Consider the following 19,594-nt stretch of genomic DNA (forward strand, 5'->3'; position numbering starts at 1 on the left):
TTGAAGAATATGGCTTATCTTTGCAAAAATCTTAACTAAAAAACAACTAAAACAGATGAATAATAAGTATATTAAACTGGTGGTAGCTGCCCTTATGATAGCTTTTGGTGTTTATTTGATGTTTAATAGAAATATAGGTTGGGGTATTGTAATGGTGTTACTATCCTCGTTGCCTATTATATTATTCTTCAAAAATGAGTTTATCCTTCTTGCGTTTTGGCAGTTAAGAAAGCAGAACTTCCCTAAAGCCGCACAATGGTTAGCCTCTATAAAGAATTATAAAAGTCAGTTGCACCGTTCGCAATACGGTTATTATCATTACTTACAAGGGCTTACTCTAGCTCAAGATGAGCCTAGAAAGGTAGAACCTCTAATGAAAAAGGCTTTGGAATACGGTCTGAATATGAAACACGATCGTGCAATGGCAACCCTTAATTTAGCGGCAGGAGCAATGCAAAGAGGACGCAAACAAGAGGCTCAAAGACTTCTAGAAGAAGCGAAAAGGCTAGATAGTTCGGGTATGATGACAGAGCATATTAAAACGATGAAAGACCAACTTAAAATGCCTACTATGCAGAAACACATACATAACCCCAATATGAGACAAAGAGGTAAATTCTTTTAAATGGCATTGTTAATCTGATATATTTTTTATAATTTAGCCTAATGAAATGTACCAAATGTCAATCATCCAATAAGATTAAAGCAGGCTTTGCCAGAGAGCGACAGCGATATAAATGTAAAGATTGTGGCTATTTTTTCAGTGTTGAGAAAAAATCAGATGTAAAAACACTAGAACAAAAGCGTCTTGCTTTAGAAATGTATCTAGAAGGGTTAGGCTTTCGAGCCATTGGGAGGCTATTAAATATTAGCTATGGAACAGTTTATCAATGGGTTAAGAAATGGGGAGAATCTGTAGAGCTTCCAAAAAATGAAGTTCCTATTGAAATAGTGGAATTAGATGAGATTCACAGCTATGTACAGCATAAAAAAACTACTGTTGGAGCTGGATTGCTGTTGATAGACTTAGAAAAAGGTTCATCAGTTTTATTTGTGACAAACGGGACACAAAAACCTTCTTAAAACTTTGGGAGCAATTGAAAAACAGAAATATAAATGTTTTTTGTAGTGATTATTGGAAAAGTTATTCAGAGCTGATACCCAGTGAAAGACACGTAACCTCCAAAGCAGAAACCTTTACAGTGGAGGGATATAACAGTAGAATAAGGCATTATTTGGCGAGATTTAAAAGAAAAACAAAGTGTTACTCTAAGTCAAAAACAATGTTGGAAAATTCTTTAAAACTTTTGTTCTTGAAACTAAATAATGAATTGAATATAATAATTTAACAATACCCTTTTAAAATATAGGTTAGTAAAACAAAAATCCCTTAGCAAAAAGCTAAGGGATTTTTTTATTGATAAATAATTACTTCTCCTGAAAGGTTTTGTAATGGTCTTTGGTGATCCACACTTTACCGTCTTTTGTAAAGATGAGCCTATCGGCATTTCTTCTACCACATTGGTAGTTGATATCTGCTTCGTAGTAACGGTCTCCTTGAGGAAGCTGATTTTCTCTATTTCGGAATTTATCTCCACCAATAGCTTTCCCAGGCAGCACTTCACAAAGATTACCAGAGGAAGGATTCCACCCTGATTTTTTAGCTTCATTTTTGGTAATGTAATACGCTGGAAGTTCGTGATGTTCTTTTATATAAGCAATTACGGTGTTTTCTTCTGTAAGAACCTCAATATCTTGCTGATTGCTTTCTTGGGAAGACGCACCTGTGCTAGCTTCAGATGTAACATTACTTAGAGCATCAGGGCTAGATTTCTGAAAACATTTAACTCCTATTAAAGTCCCTGCTAATAGTCCTAAAACTAGGAAAATCCATTTATTATTAAGATATTTCATTGTATTATGATTTGTGTGATTAAATTCCTATTTCTACTTGAAATCTAGCGTACCAATTATTATCCTTTCTTCCATCTATGTAGAGAAAGTTATTTTTACTTACTTCTACTTGGGCTTTAAAGGCATGCTCCCAAATATACTTGGTAATACCAAAGGAAAGTTGATTTTGTTTTGGTATCAAGTTCTGTATAGTTTTATTAGGTGTCATTTGAGAGAAACGCCCAATGACTTCCCAATTTTTAGGGAAAATATAACTGAGTTGAGTATCGTAGCCATGTCCTGCTGCCACAGGTATTACTTTAGAAAAATCGGCATTATGTGTGAGTGGGTTGCTGGTGCTTCTGCTCATATAAGCAACGGTAGCTGTCCAGCCATTGTATTTCATCATACCATCTAAAAGGATAGACTGCAAATCTCTACTTTCCAACAACTCTTTCCCCCTTTGTCCTTGTGAAAAATTAGACCTTTGGTTGAAGTGATAAGTACCTCCTAGGTAAATCTTAGGCGTAGGCTCTCGGTATAAATCGCCTTCAAAAAATTCTCCATTGTTCTTAAAAGCTCCTAAAGGGTAGAGTTCTACTCTTCCAGTATAGGCAAGTCCGTCGGTTTTGTCATTAAAATTTCTTCCTTCACCAGTAGTTATAGCAGCTTTCAAGCTGTATCCAAACTCATTAGCTTTGGTATTGTTATAAATGGCTTGGAAACCAAAATCCCTATCAATGTTAAACATAGCGTTGTTGATGGAACGGTCGGTAAGGTCTAATGCTCCCGATGAGTTCACTCTTTGTCTGTTCCCTGGGAGTTTTGTTTGTCCGAAACCAAGCATGAGTTTATTGGTAGCTTTATAAAATACAATTGCATCTCTTATGATGTTAAGCGGACTACCTTCTTTAATCTCTCCCACATCATCAGGAGCAAAGGAAAGCTGTATAGCATACAAAAACCTAGGATTACCCACATACCCATCAAACCTTAAACGAAGACGGCGAATGGCAGCCTTATATTCTGTATTTTCATTGTCATTAAAATCAGCTTCTAGCCTGTTCTGCATTCTAAAACGAATATTAAATTGAAATAGACTATCAGGAGAAGTAATCCCTACACCTTTACCAAAGTTATAGTAGGGTAGAGCCTCTAAATGGAGCTGTTTAACCGTCTTAGAGGATAAAACAGTATCTTTTTTAAGCAGAATAATGGTATCCGAAACCTTAGTTTTTTGAGACTTGGCTACTAGGGGTAGAGTAAACAAGCATAGCCAAAACAAATATTTCATCTTAGTATATTATTTAGGAGTGCAAATTTAAACAAAAATAAGCAGGCGATTGTAGGGGATAAACTAAGTTTTGCATAAAATTTCTCTTAAACACTTGCACACTTCTACAAAAGGTTATAAGTTTGCCTTAGTTTTATGACACGCTATATCAGTAACATACAAACAAGTGTAAAAAAGTACCACAATTATTTGGAACTACCAAATAATTGTGTAAACACACACACACACAGGTAGTTTCGTGGGTATGCGTCCGACTATTTAGCAAATTCTTTAGACTTTTATCGTTAATAATAAATAGAGTTCCGCCAACTTTTATTGGGGGCTTTTGGTATTTATATCATTCTAAATTTAGCTTTCATACTTACTTGCTAAAAGCGTCTCATAACATGGTCGTTCTTGTTAGGTGCTTTTAGTGTTCAGGGGGAGCGTTACGCTCTTTCTGTTTTAGCCTTCCTCCTCGTTTTGTGTGTGTTGAGAGGGGGGAGGCGTTTTTTTAGGGTAGAGGATAGATTTCAGAGTTTAGAATTTAGTATAGCCTCATCAACCCTTAAACCGAACCTCCCAACCTCTAAAATCCAATATCTAACCTCTATAATCTTAAACAATTAAATATCAACTTTTAAAATTAAACATTATGACAACAAAGATTACAAAATTAAGTGTGTTAGCCTTTTTAGGACTAGGGCTAACAGTTTATGGGCAAAGTGGAAAGGTGGGGATTAACACTGATAAACCTGCGGCCACCTTAGAAATACAACCTAGCACGGTTAACTTAGCTGGAACAACTAATGAAGGAATTTTAGCTCCTAAGTTGAGTAAAACCCGTGTGGCAAGTATTGAAACACCTGTAGAGGGAACCTTAGTCTATGTAATAGATGATGCTACTAAAACTAATGGGGCTATAAGTAATTATACAGGCAATGATACTAAAGTGGCTAAAATCACAGAAAAAGGTTACTATTATTATAATGGTGTGGAATGGATAAAAAGTAAAAATAATGTGGAAGGACTATGGAAATATACTCAAAATACACAAGAAAGTTCCGTAAATGGTAGTACATCAAAAGATGAATATGCTCTAATACCATCATCTACGAACAATAACAAATATAGAATAATAGCTTCAGTTGGAGAAAATATTAATAACAAAACTCAGTTGAAAAGCTATGAAGGTAGATTAACTGTTTTCAACTATTTAGAAGATGGTACAGAAAGTTCGAGTACAACTTTAAGAACAGGAGGTTTAGAAATTTACAGAGGAGTTAGTGAAGTTTCTCAAACAACGCTAGGGTATATTGATTTTAAAAACAATATAGATATATATAACACAAGATTAAGAGCAGTAGACTTTTTGGCAGACACCGATACTTCAAACGATGATAAAAATAAAGCTTTGCGTTTGGAAAGTATGGATACAGCTAATGGCAATACATTTACTTTTGAGGTAAATGGAAGAGAAACAACATTTTCTAATCCCAATTATATTTATTCTTTTGGAAAAAAAGGAGCTACATTAAAATCTCTAAAATCTGTCGAATCTAATTCTATAGGAAACTATATATACCATAGAATGTATGTAAAAACAGGAAAAGAAGACACAGGTAATAGTTCTTTTATTGATTGGTCAATGAATAGATTTAAGGAAACTATAGATCCCACTCAGGACTGGGAAGGTACGGTTAATCGTCTTCAAAAAAGTATTGATGAAAGAAAAATGGGATTTATAGACTTTGGAATAAGCAATAATAGTTATAACGATATATTGGATAATAATGGTCTTGGATTTGGATATAATGAGACCGTTCATGCTGTAATTAGAGAAAATGGCAATGTAGGTATAGGGATAACAACTCCATCAGAAAAATTAGAAGTAATAGGAAATATAAAAGCAAATACATTTATTGCTAGTAATGGTAATACTTTCCCAGATTATGTGTTCCAAAAGTATTACACAGGAGCCTCTAGCATTAAAGCGGATTATAGCTTTAAAACCCTTAGCCAAGTGGAAGATTTTGTAAAAGCTAATGGACATTTGCCAGGGTATCAATCTGCAGAAGCTATCAAAAAACAAGGTTATATAGACCTTATGGCAACTCAACTCACCAATGTGGAGAAGATAGAGGAACTTTATCTACACAGCATAGAGCAAGACAAGGCTCTAAAAGCTAAAGATGCTAAAATAGCAGAATTAGAAGCTCGTTTACAGAAGCTAGAAGCCTTATTAGTAAAATAATTTAACCTTAAAAAATGATACATTATGAATACCTTAAAAGCATGGTTGCGTCCCAACCTACTCACCAAAGACGACCCTAACGATTTTGTAGCCGTGCCACTTCTAGGTGGTAGTCTTGGCATTACAGAAATCATAGAAGCCCTTAAAAAAGAGGGTATGGAGATACAAACCGAAACGGCGGTAGATATTATCACTCGTTTTAACCGTAAAGCTTCAGAGTTGGTACTCAATGGGTATAGTGTAAATACAGGGCTGGTGTATATGCGTCCTGCAATTAAGGGTGTGTTTTACGACAAAACTTGGGATAAAGAAAAGCACTCGGTGTATGTAAATGTGAACCAAGGTCTAGACCTTAGAAAAGCAGTAGCAGACACTAAGGTAGAAATCCTAGGCGAACAATCCAGCCCAATGAGCGTGTTCAGCATTACCGACAAAGCCACAGGCAAAGCAGACGGCACCCTAACCAAAGGTAAGAATGCGGAAATCAAAGGCACTTACATTAAAATAGACGGCAATGACCCTAAAAATGGCATCGTCTTCAAAAACCTAGACACTCAACAAGAAGTGAAACTCTCAGTAGAGCATATTGTGCTTAATGAGCCGTCAAGGTTACTCATTCTTGTGCCTTCGGATTTAGAAGCGGGGAACTATGAACTCAGCATTACCACGCAATATTCTAAAGGTGGTATCACTACCAAAGAGCCTAGAGTGGGTGTACTTTCAGCGCCAGTGGTTATTGGTTAAATAAGGTGCTATTCCCTAGCTTAATGAGAAACGCCTCCCCACGACCGTGGGGAGGCGTTCCCTATATCCATAGGGAGGTCTTCCCTAAAAATACATTTAGCTTGATACGGCTTTCAGCCCAATAATAGAGCCTATAAGAGTGACTAAGAAAAAGAGTCTTAGTGTGGTGGCGGGTTCTTTAAATATAAAGATGCCAATTAGTACGGTGCCTACCGCTCCTATTCCTGTCCATACAGCGTAGGCGGTTCCTATAGGTAGTGTTTGGGTGGCTTTAATGAGTAACCCCATACTTGTAGTAAGAGCAACCAAAAAGCCTAGATACCACCAAACCGCTTCTGTATTTTCCGAAGTTTTGGCTTTCCCTAAGCGAAATGCAAATAAGGCTTCAAAAAGTCCTGCAATGATTAAAATAATCCAATTCATCTTAATGGTATAAAAAAGGTTTTGATGAGTTGATGTAAAATAAAAAACTGTTTCTACATCTGTTGTAGAAACAGTTTTTACCTATAATTTTAGTTTATATATGCTCCGTTTTAAAGAGCTTGTCGTAGTTATGAAGTTCGTTATTGGTAAAGCCTTGAGATTCCATCCACTCGTCATTATAGACTTTGCTGATGTATCTAGAACCGTGGTCTGGGTAGATAAGTACCACTAAATCATCTTCTTTAAACGGATTCTCCTCTGCATACTGCATAAGAGCTTGGGTAACGGCTCCTGTAGTGTAGCCTCCCATAATGCCTTCTTTTATAGCGATTTCTCTTGTGCGGTAAGCACTTTGTTCATCGTTCACTCGTACAAATTCGTCTATTAAATCAAACCTAAGAGCAGTTGGGATTAAGTTTTTGCCCAACCCTTCTATTTGATAGGGGTGAATATCCTCTTTATTGATAGCCCCTGTTTCGTGGTAAGTTTTAAGTATAGAACCATCTGCATCTACTCCAATGATTTTAATGTCAGGGTTCTGCTCTTTAAGAAATTTAGCAGAGCCAGAAAGTGTTCCACCAGTACCAGTACACGCTATTAGATGCGTGATTTTCCCTTGGGTCTGTTCCCATATTTCAGGACCAGTAGAGGAGTAGTGAGCATCTATATTTAATTCGTTAAAATATTGGTTGATGTAGATAGAGTTAGGTGTTTCTTTAGCAATTCTCTTAGCGACTTCGTAATAAGAGCGAGGGTCGTCCGCAGGTACATTTGCAGGGCAAACATATACGGTAGCACCTAATGCCTTTAGATAAGCTATTTTTTCAGGCTTGGTTTTATCGCTTACAGATAAGATGCACTTGTACCCTTTGATAATGTTTACCATTGCAATGGAGAACCCTGTGTTACCAGAGGTGGTCTCTACAATAGTAGCACCTGGTTTTAGTAATCCTTTTTTTTCTGCTTGTTCTATAATATGCAGAGCTATCCTATCTTTAGTAGAGTGCCCTGGGTTAGAAGACTCTATCTTCGCATAGACTGTAGCTGCTATATTTTCGGTAATTTTATTTAATCTAACAAGAGGAGTATTTCCTATTAAACCGAGAATATTATCATAAACATTAGTCGCCATATTACATTTTCTCAAAAACTGGGTGCAAAGTTAATAAAAAAATAAGGAATATAAGACTTAAATATCTGTTTAGTTTTGGTGGTGTTTTATATTATTAGTTATAGTTGATTTGCTTTTTTACTTCAAGCTTCTATTTTATAGCTATACTCCCAAGGTTTTTTAATATTTTTGCGGTTCTATTTTTAATTCTATGATTATTGTTCTTCTCATTCTAAGTGTAATACTGGGGGTATTGTTGGGTAAATTTTTTGGGGCTAAAGAGAAGCTAGCAAAGAATTTACTTATTCTAAGTGCGGGGTTTCTTATTACGATTTGTCTTAACGAAGTCTTTCCTCAAGTCTACCACGAACATAATCACAACATAGGTGTTTGGATTGTATTAGGAGTCCTGTTGCAGATGGTTTTAGAAAGCCTTACCAAAGGCTTTGAGCATGGGCATATCCACCATCACAGCGAAACTAAAAATATACTGCCTGTGGCACTTATGGTGGGTTTGTTTCTTCATGCTTTTATAGAAGGTATCCCTTTAGCTAACGAAACAGAGGTTTTGTCGCCTTATCTTACAGGTATCTTGTTTCATAACCTTCCTATTTCCTTTGTTTTGGGAGCGTATTTGTTTGGTAAAGGGTCATCAAAGCGTTATTCGTGGAGTATTATTAGCATTTTTGCTTTGGCTTCTCCTCTTGGAGTGTTTTTGGGTAAATATATCCCAATGGAGTGGCAGTCTTATTTTCTAGCCATAGTGGGAGGGATATTTCTGCATATCTCCGCTGTAATTATTTTTGAAAGCAACAAAAACCACAAAATGGATTGGACGAAGCTCTTGCTTGTAGTGTCAGGGATTTTGATTGCTTTGCTAGGGCATTTATTTCATCATCATTAAAAGGTTAAATCTGATTGATATAAAAAAATAAACCTTTGTAGTAAATATTACAAAGGTTTTATTTTTATAAATATAGGTCAGCTAGATAATCCCTAATTCTTTTCCTACTTTTTCAAAGGCAGCTATGGCTTTATCTAAGTGTTCCCTTGTATGTGCAGTTGATAATTGTACTCTAATTCTAGCCTTACCTTTAGGAACCACAGGATAGAAAAATCCGATAACATAGATGCCTTCGTCCATAAGTTTTTCTGCCATTTTTTGAGATAGTGGGGCATCATAAAGCATTACAGGTACAATAGCTGCATCGCCATCAGGAATGTCAAAGCCTTTGGCTTTCATTTGGGTTCTAAAATATTGGGCGTTATCCATTACCTTGTCTCTTAGGCTGGTATCTTCGGAAATCATTTCTAGAACTTTGGTTGCCGCACCTACAATGCCAGGAGCTAAAGAGTTGGAAAACAGATAAGGTCTAGAACGTTGTCTTAACATATCTATAATTTCTTTTTTACCAGAAGTAAAGCCACCCAACGCTCCACCTAGTGCTTTACCTAGTGTAGAAGTAATGATGTCCACTCTTCCCATAACTTCGTTTGCTTCGTGGGTACCTCTTCCTGTTTTGCCGATAAAACCTGTAGCGTGGGAGTCGTCTACCATCACTAGAGCATCGTATTTTTCAGCTAAATCACAAACACCTTTTAGGTCGGCTACGATACCGTCCATAGAAAACACTCCATCGGTAACAATGATTTTAAATCTGTGGTTGTGTTTACTCGCTTCAATAAGCTGTGCTTCCAAGTCTGCCATATCATTGTTTTTGTAGCGATACCTTGCCGCTTTGCAAAGTCTTACTCCATCAATAATGGAAGCGTGGTTAAGTTCATCAGAAATGATGGCATCTTCTGCTGTAAATAGAGGTTCAAAAACCCCACCGTTGGCATCAAAACAAGCCGCATAGAGAATGGTGTCTTCCATACCCAAAAACTCAGATATTTTAGCTTCTAGATTTTTATGAATGTCTTGTGTACCACATATAAAACGCACAGAAGACATACCGTAACCGTGAGAAGCAATAGCGTTTTGTGAGGCTTTCATAACTTCGGGGTGGTTAGATAGCCCAAGGTAGTTATTGGCACAGAAGTTAAGTAACTTTTTACCATTAGCTATAATTTCAGCTGATTGTTGAGAGGTAATGATGCGTTCGTTTTTATAAAGACCTTCGTTTTTGATATTTTGAAGTTCGGTTTGTAAATACTCTAGATAATTTTTAGAAATCATATTTAGTTTATTTTGGTTATAAAATCGTTGGCTAATTTAATAAAAAAAGCCTTCACTGTTGGAAGACTTTATAGATTATTTTACAAATACTAGAGGTTGAGTGTAGGCTCTAGCAGTTTTTCCATTTTAGCTTTAATCTGATTTACAGACCCTGTGTAATTATTGATTAACAATGAGAAAGTAAGGGTTCTGCCAGATTTGGTATTGATGTAACCTGCTAGACATTTTACAGCTCTTAATGTGCCTGTTTTAGCGAAGATTTGTCCGTAGCCTTCGTTATAGAGAAACATTTTCTTTAATGTCCCTGTCTGCCCTGCAATAGGTAGTGAATCGAAGTAGGATTTATAATATCTTTCTTTCATAAGACCTGCTAAAAATTTAACTTGTGAAATAGGTGTTACTAGATTATTTCTAGATAAACCACTACCGTCCATTAGGTTTAATCCATTAAAATCATAGCCGTTAGTATTTAGGTGTTCTACGATTGTTTGTCTGCCTGTTGCTAGAGACTCGTCACCGTTTTTGTAAAATCCTACCGAACGAAGCAGAGCTTCTGCAAATCTATTATTACTCACCTGGTTAACGAAATAGACAATCTCTTCTAAGCTAGGTGATTGATATTTGGTGATAAAAGTTCTGTCTTCGGGTGTGATATCAATTGTTTTTCCTTCTACTTTGCCTGTTACAGATATCTTGTTTTTAAGTAAAGAAGCCTTTAATGTATTGGCGAGAGAATAAGGTGCAGAAGGTATCTTACCAGCTACAATATTACCTTCAAAAGAATCTGTATAAACCATTTGGTTGGTGTATGGAGAAACATAGAAAAATCTTTTTTCATCGGCTTTAAATTTGCGTTTGGTGATTTTTCTCTCTTTGGTTGGGTCTATATTGGCTGTTTTGCCCACAGGGAGGTAGTAATTCTCTCTTTCTAACCATACAATGTTAGCAGGAAGGTTGTCATTATTACCTTTGAAAACTGCAGTTTGTACGAAAATACCACCATTGATTTTGGTAATCCCTAAGCTCTTTATTGAAGATATAAAATCAGAAGCAATGCTACTATAACTAGAAGAACCAGCCATACCAGTTCCCAAAGTAGGGTCGCCGCTACCTATAACGTATAGGTTGCCTTCTAGAACTCCTGTGTCAGATATTTTACCTGAGTATTCTAGCTGTGTATTGTATTTGAATTTGGGACCTATAATGTTCATGGCTGCATCTGTAGTTAACAACTTTGTGGTAGATGCAGGAACTAATGGAGTAGCCTCATTATAAGAACTTATGACTTGCTTACTTTTTGGGTCGTATACTACAAATCCCCATTGACCATTTTTTACCATAGGGTCACTTGCCAGTCGATTGATAGCGATGTCGAGTTCTTCTTTAGCCGAAAGAGTTACTTTTTCAGTAGTTGGTGTCTCGTAGGTAGGGTACGAACTAGAATACTGAGCAAATGAAACGGAAAATATAGATATACAGGCTGTTAAAAGTCCTTTTTTTATTAAATTCATACTTTGAAATTTTATTACTTTGAGGTTTTCTATTAGAAAACAACGAAACAAAGGTAAAAAATATTATAAGTCTAGACCTATGCAAGGGTGGTAAATAGACTTAAATTATGTTAAAAAGAGTTAAAAATCTACAAACACCTCTATTTTTACAGATTGATAAGCGGAGATTTCTCTGAATTCGTCTAATGATTGTGAAATGTACTCTTTGAAAGTAAAGTATTTATTATTTCTAGGCAGTTTGAGTAATATTTGGAACTGATATTTGTTTTTCAACTTTGCGATAGGTGCTTTTTCTGGACCTAAAACACAGTCTAAAGGCAAGTATTTCCTAAGGATAGAGCCTAAAAATTGTGATGCTCTATCTGCTTTACCTTCTTTGGAATGTTTAATTTCTAAAAGTACCACTTTGGTAAATGGTGGATAGAGGAATTTTTTTCTATCATTTAGAAAATGCTCATAGATTTCTTGAGTGCTATTGTCTTCAATCAAACTGAATAAAGGGTGTGCTGGGTTGTAAGTTTGTATAACTACTTTACCTTTTCCTGAAGTTCTGCCTGCTCTTCCAGATACCTGAGTGATGAGTTGATAGGCTCTTTCTTCCGCTCGGAAATCTTGTACGTAGAGGAGAGCATCAGCCTTAGGAATTGCCACTAGGTCTATATGGTAAAAGTCTAAACCTTTAGAAATCATCTGTGTACCGACAATGATGTCAGTTTCTCTATTTTCTATTTTTTCATAGAGTTTCTCATAGGCGAACTTTTTTCTCATAGAATCTATGTCCATTCTGTCCACTTCTGCCTCTGGAAATAGTCTTTTAACTTCCTCCGCCACTTGTTCTACTCCGATGCCTTTGGTATTGAGTTGTTGAGACTGGCACTTAGGGCATTGGTTAGGTTTAGAAGCTCTTTGTCCACAATAATGGCACTTCAATTCGTTAGAAGATTTGTGATAGGTCATTACTACATCACAGTTAGAGCAATAGGTTACATGTCCGCAAGCCTCACATTCTACCACATTGGCATAGCCTCTTCTATTATGGAGGATAATAATTTGTTTTTTGTCCTCTAGGTTTTCCTGAACTTTTTGAACTAATGCTGCCGAAAAATTACCATTTAGAGTTTTGGCTTCCTGCTCTTCTTTAATATTGATGATTTCAAAATCGGGTAAATTTACATTGCCGTATCGTTCGCCTAAATAAAGGTATTTAAGTTTTCCTTTTTGGGCAGCGTAATAAGATTCTAAAGATGGTGTGGCAGAGCCGAGCAGTAGATGTGCTTTATAATGATGAGCTAAAATTTGAGCAGCATCTTTAGCGTTAAAGTAAGGATTAGCTTCTCTAGGCTTGTAGGCGGAATCGTGTTCTTCATCTACAATCACTAAATCTAAATTTTGGTAAGGGAGAAACAATGCATTTCTAGTTCCAATAAGAACTTTAATCTTGTTGAGTTTTACTTTTCTCCAAACTTCCACTCGTTCAAAATCGGTGAGTCTTTGATGATAAAAGCCAATTAAATCGCCGTATTTTTTTTCTAATCTGCGGATAATTTGTTTGGTTAATGCAATCTCGGGTAATAATAATAATGTGTTTTTATTCTCTTTGATGAGTTGCTCTATCAAGTGGATATAGATATGTGTTTTCCCTGAAGAAGTTACGCCGTGTAATAATACTTTCTGATTTTGAGCAAAAGCCTCTTCTATTGCTTTAAGTGTATTGTTTTGAGTTTCAGTAAGAGGTTCAATATTTTCTATATCACCACTATAAGCCTCTAGTCGGTCGTGCTGGAGGTAATATTCATCTACTAGACCTTTATCCATCAGAGCTTTCATTTGAGCGTGGGCGAAATTACCTTCTTCAAACAAAATAGATTTTTTAATAGGAACTTCAGGCGAAGTTGTTTGTTTAGACAAAATGAGCAAGAAAAGTTCTTTTTGTTTTTCTGCTCTATTAAGGCTAAAAATGACCTCTGCTAAAGACTGATTGCCTAGCAATTCCTCTTTGATTTTTACATAAGCTACCTCCTTTACTTTGTACTTTTCTGCCACTTTTTCATCTATCTCTATATAGTGCATATCTATAAGAGCGTTGATGGTTTTAATTAAATTTTTCTTTGGAATAAAGGCTTCCATTTCAGAAAGATTGACCAATTGTTGGACTTCCAGTGCCTGTATTAAAAGTATTTCGTTGGCATCTAGGAGTTCATAATCTATATTAGCATTTGGTTTAAGCTTTAGATAGGTCTCACTTTCCAATTTTAATGATGAAGGAAATGCCAAGCGGTAAATTTCACCCAAATTACACAGATAGTAGGAAGATAGCCATTGCCAAAACTCAAGCTGTGGAAAAGGTAAAATAGGGGTGTCGTCTAAAATGCTGTAAATTTCCTTTGGAGAAAACTCTTTGGGAGTGTTTTGGTGAAGGTCTGAGATGATTCCAGTATAGATTTTTTTTCCTCTAAACGGAACAAGAACACGCATGCCTAACGCTATTTTATCCTGTAAATCAATGGGAACTTTGTAAGTGAAAGTTCCTTTTAGATTAAGTGGTAATATGACTTGAGCGTAAAGCATAGAGGGGAACAAAAATAAGTGATTTTTATTAAAAGTATTTAATGAAGAGCTAATTTTTAACAAGTGTCTTTATGCAAAAAGTACAATGCTACTGACTGAAAAAACATATCTAGGCAAATGATGAAGTTTGGTGCTGTCATTTTGTCATAAAAAAGGGAGTGGCATATTCTTGGTAAAATTGGAGGTGTACTAAAAATGAATATTAACAAAAAAATACATAATTAAAATGAGTAAAATTATAGGAATCGACTTAGGTACTACTAACTCTTGTGTGGCAGTAATGGAGGGTAAAGACCCTGTGGTAATCCCTAATGCAGAAGGAAAAAGAACAACACCTTCTATTGTAGCTTTCACTGAAGATGGTGAGAGAAAGGTGGGGGACCCTGCTAAAAGACAAGCGGTTACAAACCCTAAAAATACAGTTTATTCTATCAAGAGATTTATCGGAGCTAATTTTAAAGCAGATGCTAACGAGGTGTCTAGAGTTCCGTATCAAGTGGTAGAAGGTTCTAACGATACTGTTAAAGTTAAAATTGGAGATAGAGAATACACACCTCAAGAAATTTCAGCGATGATTCTTCAAAAAATGAAGAAAACGGCTGAAGATTATTTAGGTCAAGAAGTTTCTCGTGCGGTAATTACTGTACCTGCTTACTTTAACGACGCACAAAGACAAGCGACTAAAGAAGCTGGAGAAATCGCAGGTCTTAAGGTAGAAAGAATTATCAATGAGCCTACTGCAGCAGCTTTAGCTTATGGTCTAGATAAGGTAGGTAAGAAGGATATGAATGTAGTGGTGTTCGACTGTGGTGGTGGTACTCACGACGTTTCTGTACTAGAAATGTACGAGGTAGATGGTAACGCATCTTTCGAAGTAAAGGCTACCGATGGTGATACACACTTAGGAGGGGACGACTTTGATAATGTGATTATCGACTGGATGGCGGCTGAATTCCAAGCGGAAGAAGGTGTAGATTTAAAATCTGACGCTATTGCTCTTCAAAGATTGAAAGAAGCGGCAGAAAAAGCAAAAGTTGAATTATCGTCTTCTACTCAAACAGAAATCAACTTACCATATATCACAGCTACGGCTTCAGGTCCAAAACACTTAGTTAAAACATTAACTAGAGCTAAGTTTGAACAATTAGCAGGAGATTTAATTCAAAGAACTATCGAGCCTTGTAAGTCTGCTCTTAAAAATGCAGGTATGAGCGTTTCTGATATTGATGAAATTATCTTAGTAGGTGGTTCTACAAGAATTCCAGCGATACAAGAAGCAGTAGAGAAATTCTTCGGTAAAGCTCCATCTAAAGGGGTAAACCCAGATGAGGTAGTGGCTATAGGTGCGGCTATCCAAGGGGGAGTTCTTACAGGAGATGTTAAAGATGTATTGTTACTAGATGTTACACCTCTTTCTTTGGGTATAGAAACTATGGGTTCTGTATTCACTAAATTGATAGAGGCTAATACAACCATTCCTACTAAAAAGTCAGAAGTATTCTCTACTGCGGTAGATAACCAGCCTGCGGTTACTATCAGAGTAGGACAAGGGGAAAGACCAATGTTTAACGATAACAAAGAAATCGGTAGATTCGAGCTTACAGATATTCCGCCAGCACCTAGAGGTGTGCCACAAATTGAGGTAACTTTTGATATAGATGCTAACGGTATTTTGAGCGTTTCTGCAAAAGATAAAGGTACGGGTAAAGAGCAATCTATCAAAATTCAAGCATCGTCTGGTCTTTCTGATGAAGAAATTGAAAGAATGAAGAGAGAAGCTGAAGAAAATTCAGCAGCAGATGCTAAGAAAAAAGAAGAAGCTGACCTTATCAACAAAGCAGATGGACAAATCTTCCAAACTGAAAAGCAAATAAAAGAATTTGGAGATAAGATTTCTGCGGATAAAAAATCAGCGATAGAAACAGCTTTAGCTGAATTAAAAACAGCTTATGAAGCTAAAGACATGGCAAATATTAAAACTAAGTCTGAGGCTTTAGATGCAGCTTGGATGGCAGCATCAGAAGAGTTGTACAAAGCACAAGCTGAAGCTCAAGGAGGTGCAGAACAAGCACAAGCTAACACAGGTAATGCTGCAGATGATGTACAAGATGCAGATTTTGAAGAAGTAAAATAATAGTTGATTGTATATTCAACAAAAGAAAAAGGGAACTCGTTTAGAGTTCCCTTTTTTACTATATAAATAATAGGAGAGTAATTCTTTTTATAATTTTTCTTCAGAATTTAGCTTGTGGCGTCTGATTTCTTTATTCATCTTTTTTAACATACCTATAGTCCCTATTTTTACAGAGTTTTCAGCATTTCCTAGTAATCTAGCATTTCCTTTATAGGTATCATAAGAGGTTTCAATGATGAAATTTCCTTCTGCGTCATAAAGTTTAGCACTTACAAGCACTTGGTTAGAAAAAACATAGCGTCCGAAACCTACTTTAAAATACTTTACCTTTGGGATTAAAGCGACCTCAGCATTATTATTAAGGCAGATTTCTTTGATATACTCAGTATCGATATTATCGTAAGACATGGCACAATCTACTCTTACAATTTTACCACTGTTTTTGTCTTTTAAAAAATCGCTTGCGGCACTATAGAATGCATGGTAGGTAGGAGCATATATTTCAGGGATTTCAGGCACGACGAGTGGATTAAAGTAAACCACTTTTTTTACTTTTTTTATTTTGATATTCTTATTCAGGTAGCCAAGGCTATCTCCCCAAGCTGCACACCCAACAGTACAAATAAAAAAACTAGATATACCTATTAAAATTAGTACCTTTTTCATATATATATTATGCTACAAATATACTCTTTTAAAGCTCATTGGTGCAATACCTTTAAGCAAGATTTATATCTATCTATGCAATCATAAAAAAAGAGCCTTTGTTTAAAGACTCTTTTTTTATTGAAATTGAATTTTATTCGTATTCATCGTAACCACCGTTATTCAGTACAGAGTTGCGTCTTCCGTAGAGGAAGTAAACCAAAATACCAAATATCAACCAACCTATAGCCATATAGATAGCGGAGGTTTCTAAATTCCAAATGAGGTAAATGTTGGTTAAAATCCCTAGACTTGCTATCACAGGAAGCATAGGTGTTTTAAAATCTCTTTTAAGCTCAGGTTTTTTAACTCTCAATAACCAAACAGCAAAACAAACCATTGCAAAAGCGAAAAGTGTCCCAAAACTACACATGTGTACTAAAGTGCTAATTGGCGTAGAAGCAGCTACTGTTGCTACAATAGCACCTACTAGCAGGGTGTTTTTATAAGGTGTTTTTCTTACAGGGTGAATATCTTTAAACATTTTTGGAAGTAGACCATCTTTTGCCATGCCTAAGAAAATTCTAGACTGACCAAGCATCATTACTAATAGAACAGAGATAAGACCTACTGTTGCAGCTACCGTGATGAGAATAACAGCCCAACTCATTCCTGTCGCTTTTTCAAAAGCGATGGCAACAGGAGCGGTAAGTGCATCAGGTACAGAACCAAAGTCTTTATAGTTCATCATTCCCGTAAGGACTAACGACATTAGTATGTAAAGTGCTGTACACACCAAAAGAGAGGTGATGATAGCAAAAGGAATATCTTTTTTAGGGTTTTTAGCTTCCGCTGCTTGAGTAGAAATAGCATCAAATCCAATATAAGCAAAAAATACGGCAGAGGCTCCTGCTATAATGCCTGAAATACCATAGGCTTTACCGAGGTGTCCATCGGCTTGTTTAATCAGTGTTTCTTCAGGAATAAAAGGTGTAAGGTTATCCATATTGATGTACAATGCCCCAACAATGATAATGAAAACCACTACTGAAGTTTTTAATAAAACAATCATATTATTAGTTCCAGCAGCCTCTTTAGTCCCTCTTACTAGAATAGCGGTTACTAATAGCACGATAAGAAACGCAGGGAGGTTAAAAGCAAAAGAAGGTTCAGTTAAACCGTGGTTAATTGCATATTGTTTGGCACTAGCAAAATCGTTGGTAAGATAATAAGGAATTTCTATGCCTACGATCTTTAATAACTTGTTAAAGTAGCCCGACCAAGATACAGCTACCGTCATGGAGCCCATAGCGTATTCTAGCACAAGTCCCCAGCCTATAAGCCATGCGAAAATTTCACCAATAGTACCATAAGCATAGGCATACGCAGAGCCTTCCACAGGAAGTAATGAGGCAAATTCAGCATAGCACAAAGCTGCAAAAATACACGCTATCCCAGCGATTACAAATGAAAGTGCTAAAGCAGGACCAGCGTGATAGTAAGCTCCTGTACCTGTAAGTACAAAAATACCACCACCTATAATGGCTCCCACTCCAATAGCGGTAAGACTCCATTTTCCAAGAACTCGTTTGAGTTCACTTTTTTTCATATCAGCTTCGTAGGCACCTATGGGTTTTTTCCTCCAAATATTAGACATAGTTTATTGGGTTAAATTTTATTAAACATTGCGAATATAAAACAAATTAGCTTAAGTAACTTATCTTTATAATAAAAATAATGAATGATAGGTGTGTTTTAGTTGATTTTACTTTTAAGTAATTGATATTTTTTCAATCTGTTTTTTGATGATTTTTAAATGACCATAAGGCTCAATATTTTGTACTATATTTGGGGCTATGAATTTTGAGGAGCTTTTTTTGAAACCTTACGAAATATGCGCTTACCAAATTATTTTGGAAATGGTAGCTAGTACTTTTGGATTGCTGAGTGTTTATTTTTCTATGAAGAAAAACATTTGGGTATATCCTACGGGTATCGTAAGTACCATTATCTATGTATATCTCTTGTTCAAATTTGGGCTTTTAGGAGATATGATGATTAATTTCTACTATACTGTTATGAGTATTTATGGTTGGATATTGTGGTCTCAGAATTCGGTGGATAATGTTTATATTCAAGCGACTAGGGCTACGGCAAAAGATTGGTTAATATCGGTGGGGCTATTTGTATTGAGTGTGGTTTTGGTAGGGATTATCTACTATTTTAAACCTTATATCGACCAAAATTTTTCTATGGAAGGTGTTGAATTGGGTTGGTATCATCTAGACTGGATGAACTATACCGATATTGTAACAACGGCTATATTTTTAGTAGGTATGTGGCTGATGGCGAAAAGGAAAGTTGAGAACTGGCTGTTTTGGATTTTGGGAGACCTTATTAGTGTGCCTATGTATCTCTATAAAGGTTTAGGGATAACTTCAGTACAGTATTTTATATTTACCATATTGGCAATTATAGGGTATATAAAATGGAAAAAAAATATTTCAGTTGAAAATGCATAATTTATGAAAATAGTACATATAAAAGCGAATGATTTTTTTTGAATTACTAAAGTTAAAAGATGTTTCTATGTGGGATATTTTTGCCCAAATGATAGATGGTGAAGAAAAACAACTTCAGTTTATGGATAATAACAATGAAGTTTTGTTTTCTTATAATCTACCCACCACAACGGAACAACTACAGGAAGATAAAGCTATTTTCTCTAAACAATATGCCAAAAAATTGATGCAAAACAATTGAAGTTAATTTATTTTTATTCTAAATAAACTGATATTTATCATATATTTTTATTTGGACTTATTCTAATTAAGTTTTATCTTTGTCAAAAAAGATAAG

Annotated in this window: 16 protein-coding genes and 1 pseudogene; 8 read left to right on the forward strand and 9 right to left on the reverse strand. The window is 35.8% G+C overall.

Going from position 1 to position 19,594, the window contains the following annotated elements:
• Positions 1-55: 55 nt before the first annotated feature.
• Entirely contained in the window at positions 56-625 is a 570-nt protein-coding gene (locus tag VIX88_RS11795; RefSeq protein ID WP_064971107.1) for a hypothetical protein, read from the forward strand.
• Between the two features lie 41 nt (positions 626-666).
• A protein-coding gene (locus tag VIX88_RS11800) for an IS1 family transposase (protein WP_127919841.1) occupies positions 667-1,349 on the forward strand; the annotation gives its coding sequence in 2 pieces (ribosomal slippage) (positions 667-994 and positions 994-1,349; 684 coding nt in all).
• A gap of 79 nt (positions 1,350-1,428) precedes the next feature.
• On the opposite strand, the gene VIX88_RS11805 is transcribed toward VIX88_RS11800, so the two are convergent.
• Both VIX88_RS11805 and VIX88_RS11810 read right to left on the reverse strand, forming a co-directional pair.
• Complete coding sequence (locus tag VIX88_RS11805; RefSeq protein ID WP_153926868.1) at positions 1,429-1,914, reverse strand: ribonuclease domain-containing protein; 486 nt, start codon at positions 1,912-1,914, stop codon at positions 1,429-1,431.
• Between the two features lie 19 nt (positions 1,915-1,933).
• Positions 1,934-3,187, reverse strand: a complete 1,254-nt coding sequence (locus tag VIX88_RS11810) for a porin (protein WP_064971298.1) — start codon at positions 3,185-3,187, stop codon at positions 1,934-1,936.
• A 634-nt stretch (positions 3,188-3,821) separates the two neighbouring features.
• Here VIX88_RS11810 and VIX88_RS11815 point away from each other — a divergent pair.
• The gene (locus VIX88_RS11815) at positions 3,822-5,420 is read left to right on the forward strand and encodes a hypothetical protein (protein WP_222535096.1); all 1,599 of its coding nucleotides are present in this window, start codon (positions 3,822-3,824) and stop codon (positions 5,418-5,420) included.
• 24 nt (positions 5,421-5,444) lie between these two features.
• A complete protein-coding gene (locus VIX88_RS11820) occupies positions 5,445-6,164 on the forward strand; it encodes a DNA-binding domain-containing protein (RefSeq protein WP_109475076.1) in 720 nt (239 codons plus the stop codon).
• 96 nt (positions 6,165-6,260) lie between these two features.
• On the opposite strand, the gene VIX88_RS11825 is transcribed toward VIX88_RS11820, so the two are convergent.
• Positions 6,261-6,587, reverse strand: coding sequence for a DMT family transporter (locus tag VIX88_RS11825; RefSeq protein ID WP_222535097.1), 327 nt, complete (start codon positions 6,585-6,587; stop codon positions 6,261-6,263).
• Positions 6,588-6,681: 94 nt separating this feature from the next.
• Positions 6,682-7,719, reverse strand: a complete 1,038-nt coding sequence (locus VIX88_RS11830) for a PLP-dependent cysteine synthase family protein (RefSeq protein ID WP_064970294.1) — start codon at positions 7,717-7,719, stop codon at positions 6,682-6,684.
• A 190-nt stretch (positions 7,720-7,909) separates the two neighbouring features.
• Between VIX88_RS11830 and VIX88_RS11835 the strand changes: the two genes are divergently transcribed.
• On the forward strand, positions 7,910-8,602 hold the full coding sequence (locus tag VIX88_RS11835) for a ZIP family metal transporter (protein WP_064970293.1): 693 nt from the start codon (positions 7,910-7,912) through the stop codon (positions 8,600-8,602).
• 81 nt (positions 8,603-8,683) lie between these two features.
• Here VIX88_RS11835 and kbl read toward each other — a convergent pair whose 3' ends face one another.
• The 3 genes from kbl to priA all read right to left on the reverse strand — a co-directional run bounded on the left by kbl (position 8,684) and on the right by priA (position 13,956).
• On the reverse strand, positions 8,684-9,877 hold the full coding sequence (gene kbl, locus VIX88_RS11840; protein ID WP_222535098.1) for a glycine C-acetyltransferase: 1,194 nt from the start codon (positions 9,875-9,877) through the stop codon (positions 8,684-8,686).
• Positions 9,878-9,966: 89 nt separating this feature from the next.
• A complete protein-coding gene (gene dacB / locus VIX88_RS11845) occupies positions 9,967-11,388 on the reverse strand; it encodes a D-alanyl-D-alanine carboxypeptidase/D-alanyl-D-alanine-endopeptidase (protein ID WP_222535099.1) in 1,422 nt (473 codons plus the stop codon).
• A 120-nt stretch (positions 11,389-11,508) separates the two neighbouring features.
• Positions 11,509-13,956, reverse strand: coding sequence for a replication restart helicase PriA (gene priA / locus VIX88_RS11850; RefSeq protein ID WP_222535100.1), 2,448 nt, complete (start codon positions 13,954-13,956; stop codon positions 11,509-11,511).
• 226 nt (positions 13,957-14,182) lie between these two features.
• Here priA and dnaK point away from each other — a divergent pair, with 226 nt between their 5' ends.
• Positions 14,183-16,090 (forward strand): molecular chaperone DnaK, encoded by a 1,908-nt coding sequence (gene dnaK / locus VIX88_RS11855; protein WP_064970289.1) that lies wholly within the window; start codon positions 14,183-14,185, stop codon positions 16,088-16,090.
• An 87-nt stretch (positions 16,091-16,177) separates the two neighbouring features.
• Here the strand turns inward: dnaK and VIX88_RS11860 are convergent, their stop codons facing one another.
• Positions 16,178-16,756: a pyruvate decarboxylase gene (locus VIX88_RS11860; RefSeq protein WP_153926652.1), complete on the reverse strand. Its 579-nt coding sequence runs from the start codon at positions 16,754-16,756 to the stop codon at positions 16,178-16,180.
• Between the two features lie 133 nt (positions 16,757-16,889).
• On the reverse strand, positions 16,890-18,392 hold the full coding sequence (locus tag VIX88_RS11865; protein WP_109475571.1) for an APC family permease: 1,503 nt from the start codon (positions 18,390-18,392) through the stop codon (positions 16,890-16,892).
• A gap of 199 nt (positions 18,393-18,591) precedes the next feature.
• On the opposite strand from VIX88_RS11865, the gene pnuC reads away from it, so the two are divergent.
• On the forward strand, positions 18,592-19,257 hold the full coding sequence (pnuC, locus tag VIX88_RS11870; protein WP_222535101.1) for a nicotinamide riboside transporter PnuC: 666 nt from the start codon (positions 18,592-18,594) through the stop codon (positions 19,255-19,257).
• Positions 19,258-19,260: 3 nt separating this feature from the next.
• Positions 19,261-19,498, forward strand: a pseudogene (locus tag VIX88_RS11875) (hypothetical protein).
• Positions 19,499-19,594: the final 96 nt, after the last annotated feature.

It is taken from the genome of Riemerella anatipestifer, from assembly GCF_035666175.1.
In the GTDB taxonomy this organism is placed as follows: Bacteria; Bacteroidota; Bacteroidia; order Flavobacteriales; family Weeksellaceae; genus Riemerella; species Riemerella anatipestifer_D.

What these genes read in the sequence shown, in the direction of transcription:
- VIX88_RS11835 (WP_064970293.1), top strand. Translation starts at nt 7,910, where the DNA reads ATGATTATTGTTCTTCTCATTCTAAGTGTAATACTGGGGGTATTGTTG.
- VIX88_RS11865 (WP_109475571.1), bottom strand. Translation starts at nt 18,392, where the DNA reads ATGTCTAATATTTGGAGGAAAAAACCCATAGGTGCCTACGAAGCTGAT.
- VIX88_RS11795 (WP_064971107.1), top strand. Translation starts at nt 56, where the DNA reads ATGAATAATAAGTATATTAAACTGGTGGTAGCTGCCCTTATGATAGCT.
- VIX88_RS11860 (WP_153926652.1), bottom strand. Translation starts at nt 16,756, where the DNA reads ATGAAAAAGGTACTAATTTTAATAGGTATATCTAGTTTTTTTATTTGT.
- VIX88_RS11810 (WP_064971298.1), bottom strand. Translation starts at nt 3,187, where the DNA reads ATGAAATATTTGTTTTGGCTATGCTTGTTTACTCTACCCCTAGTAGCC.
- VIX88_RS11825 (WP_222535097.1), bottom strand. Translation starts at nt 6,587, where the DNA reads ATGAATTGGATTATTTTAATCATTGCAGGACTTTTTGAAGCCTTATTT.
- VIX88_RS11805 (WP_153926868.1), bottom strand. Translation starts at nt 1,914, where the DNA reads ATGAAATATCTTAATAATAAATGGATTTTCCTAGTTTTAGGACTATTA.
- dnaK (WP_064970289.1), top strand. Translation starts at nt 14,183, where the DNA reads ATGAGTAAAATTATAGGAATCGACTTAGGTACTACTAACTCTTGTGTG.
- dacB (WP_222535099.1), bottom strand. Translation starts at nt 11,388, where the DNA reads ATGAATTTAATAAAAAAAGGACTTTTAACAGCCTGTATATCTATATTT.
- VIX88_RS11830 (WP_064970294.1), bottom strand. Translation starts at nt 7,719, where the DNA reads ATGGCGACTAATGTTTATGATAATATTCTCGGTTTAATAGGAAATACT.
- priA (WP_222535100.1), bottom strand. Translation starts at nt 13,956, where the DNA reads ATGCTTTACGCTCAAGTCATATTACCACTTAATCTAAAAGGAACTTTC.
- pnuC (WP_222535101.1), top strand. Translation starts at nt 18,592, where the DNA reads ATGAATTTTGAGGAGCTTTTTTTGAAACCTTACGAAATATGCGCTTAC.
- kbl (WP_222535098.1), bottom strand. Translation starts at nt 9,877, where the DNA reads ATGATTTCTAAAAATTATCTAGAGTATTTACAAACCGAACTTCAAAAT.
- VIX88_RS11820 (WP_109475076.1), top strand. Translation starts at nt 5,445, where the DNA reads ATGAATACCTTAAAAGCATGGTTGCGTCCCAACCTACTCACCAAAGAC.
- VIX88_RS11815 (WP_222535096.1), top strand. Translation starts at nt 3,822, where the DNA reads ATGACAACAAAGATTACAAAATTAAGTGTGTTAGCCTTTTTAGGACTA.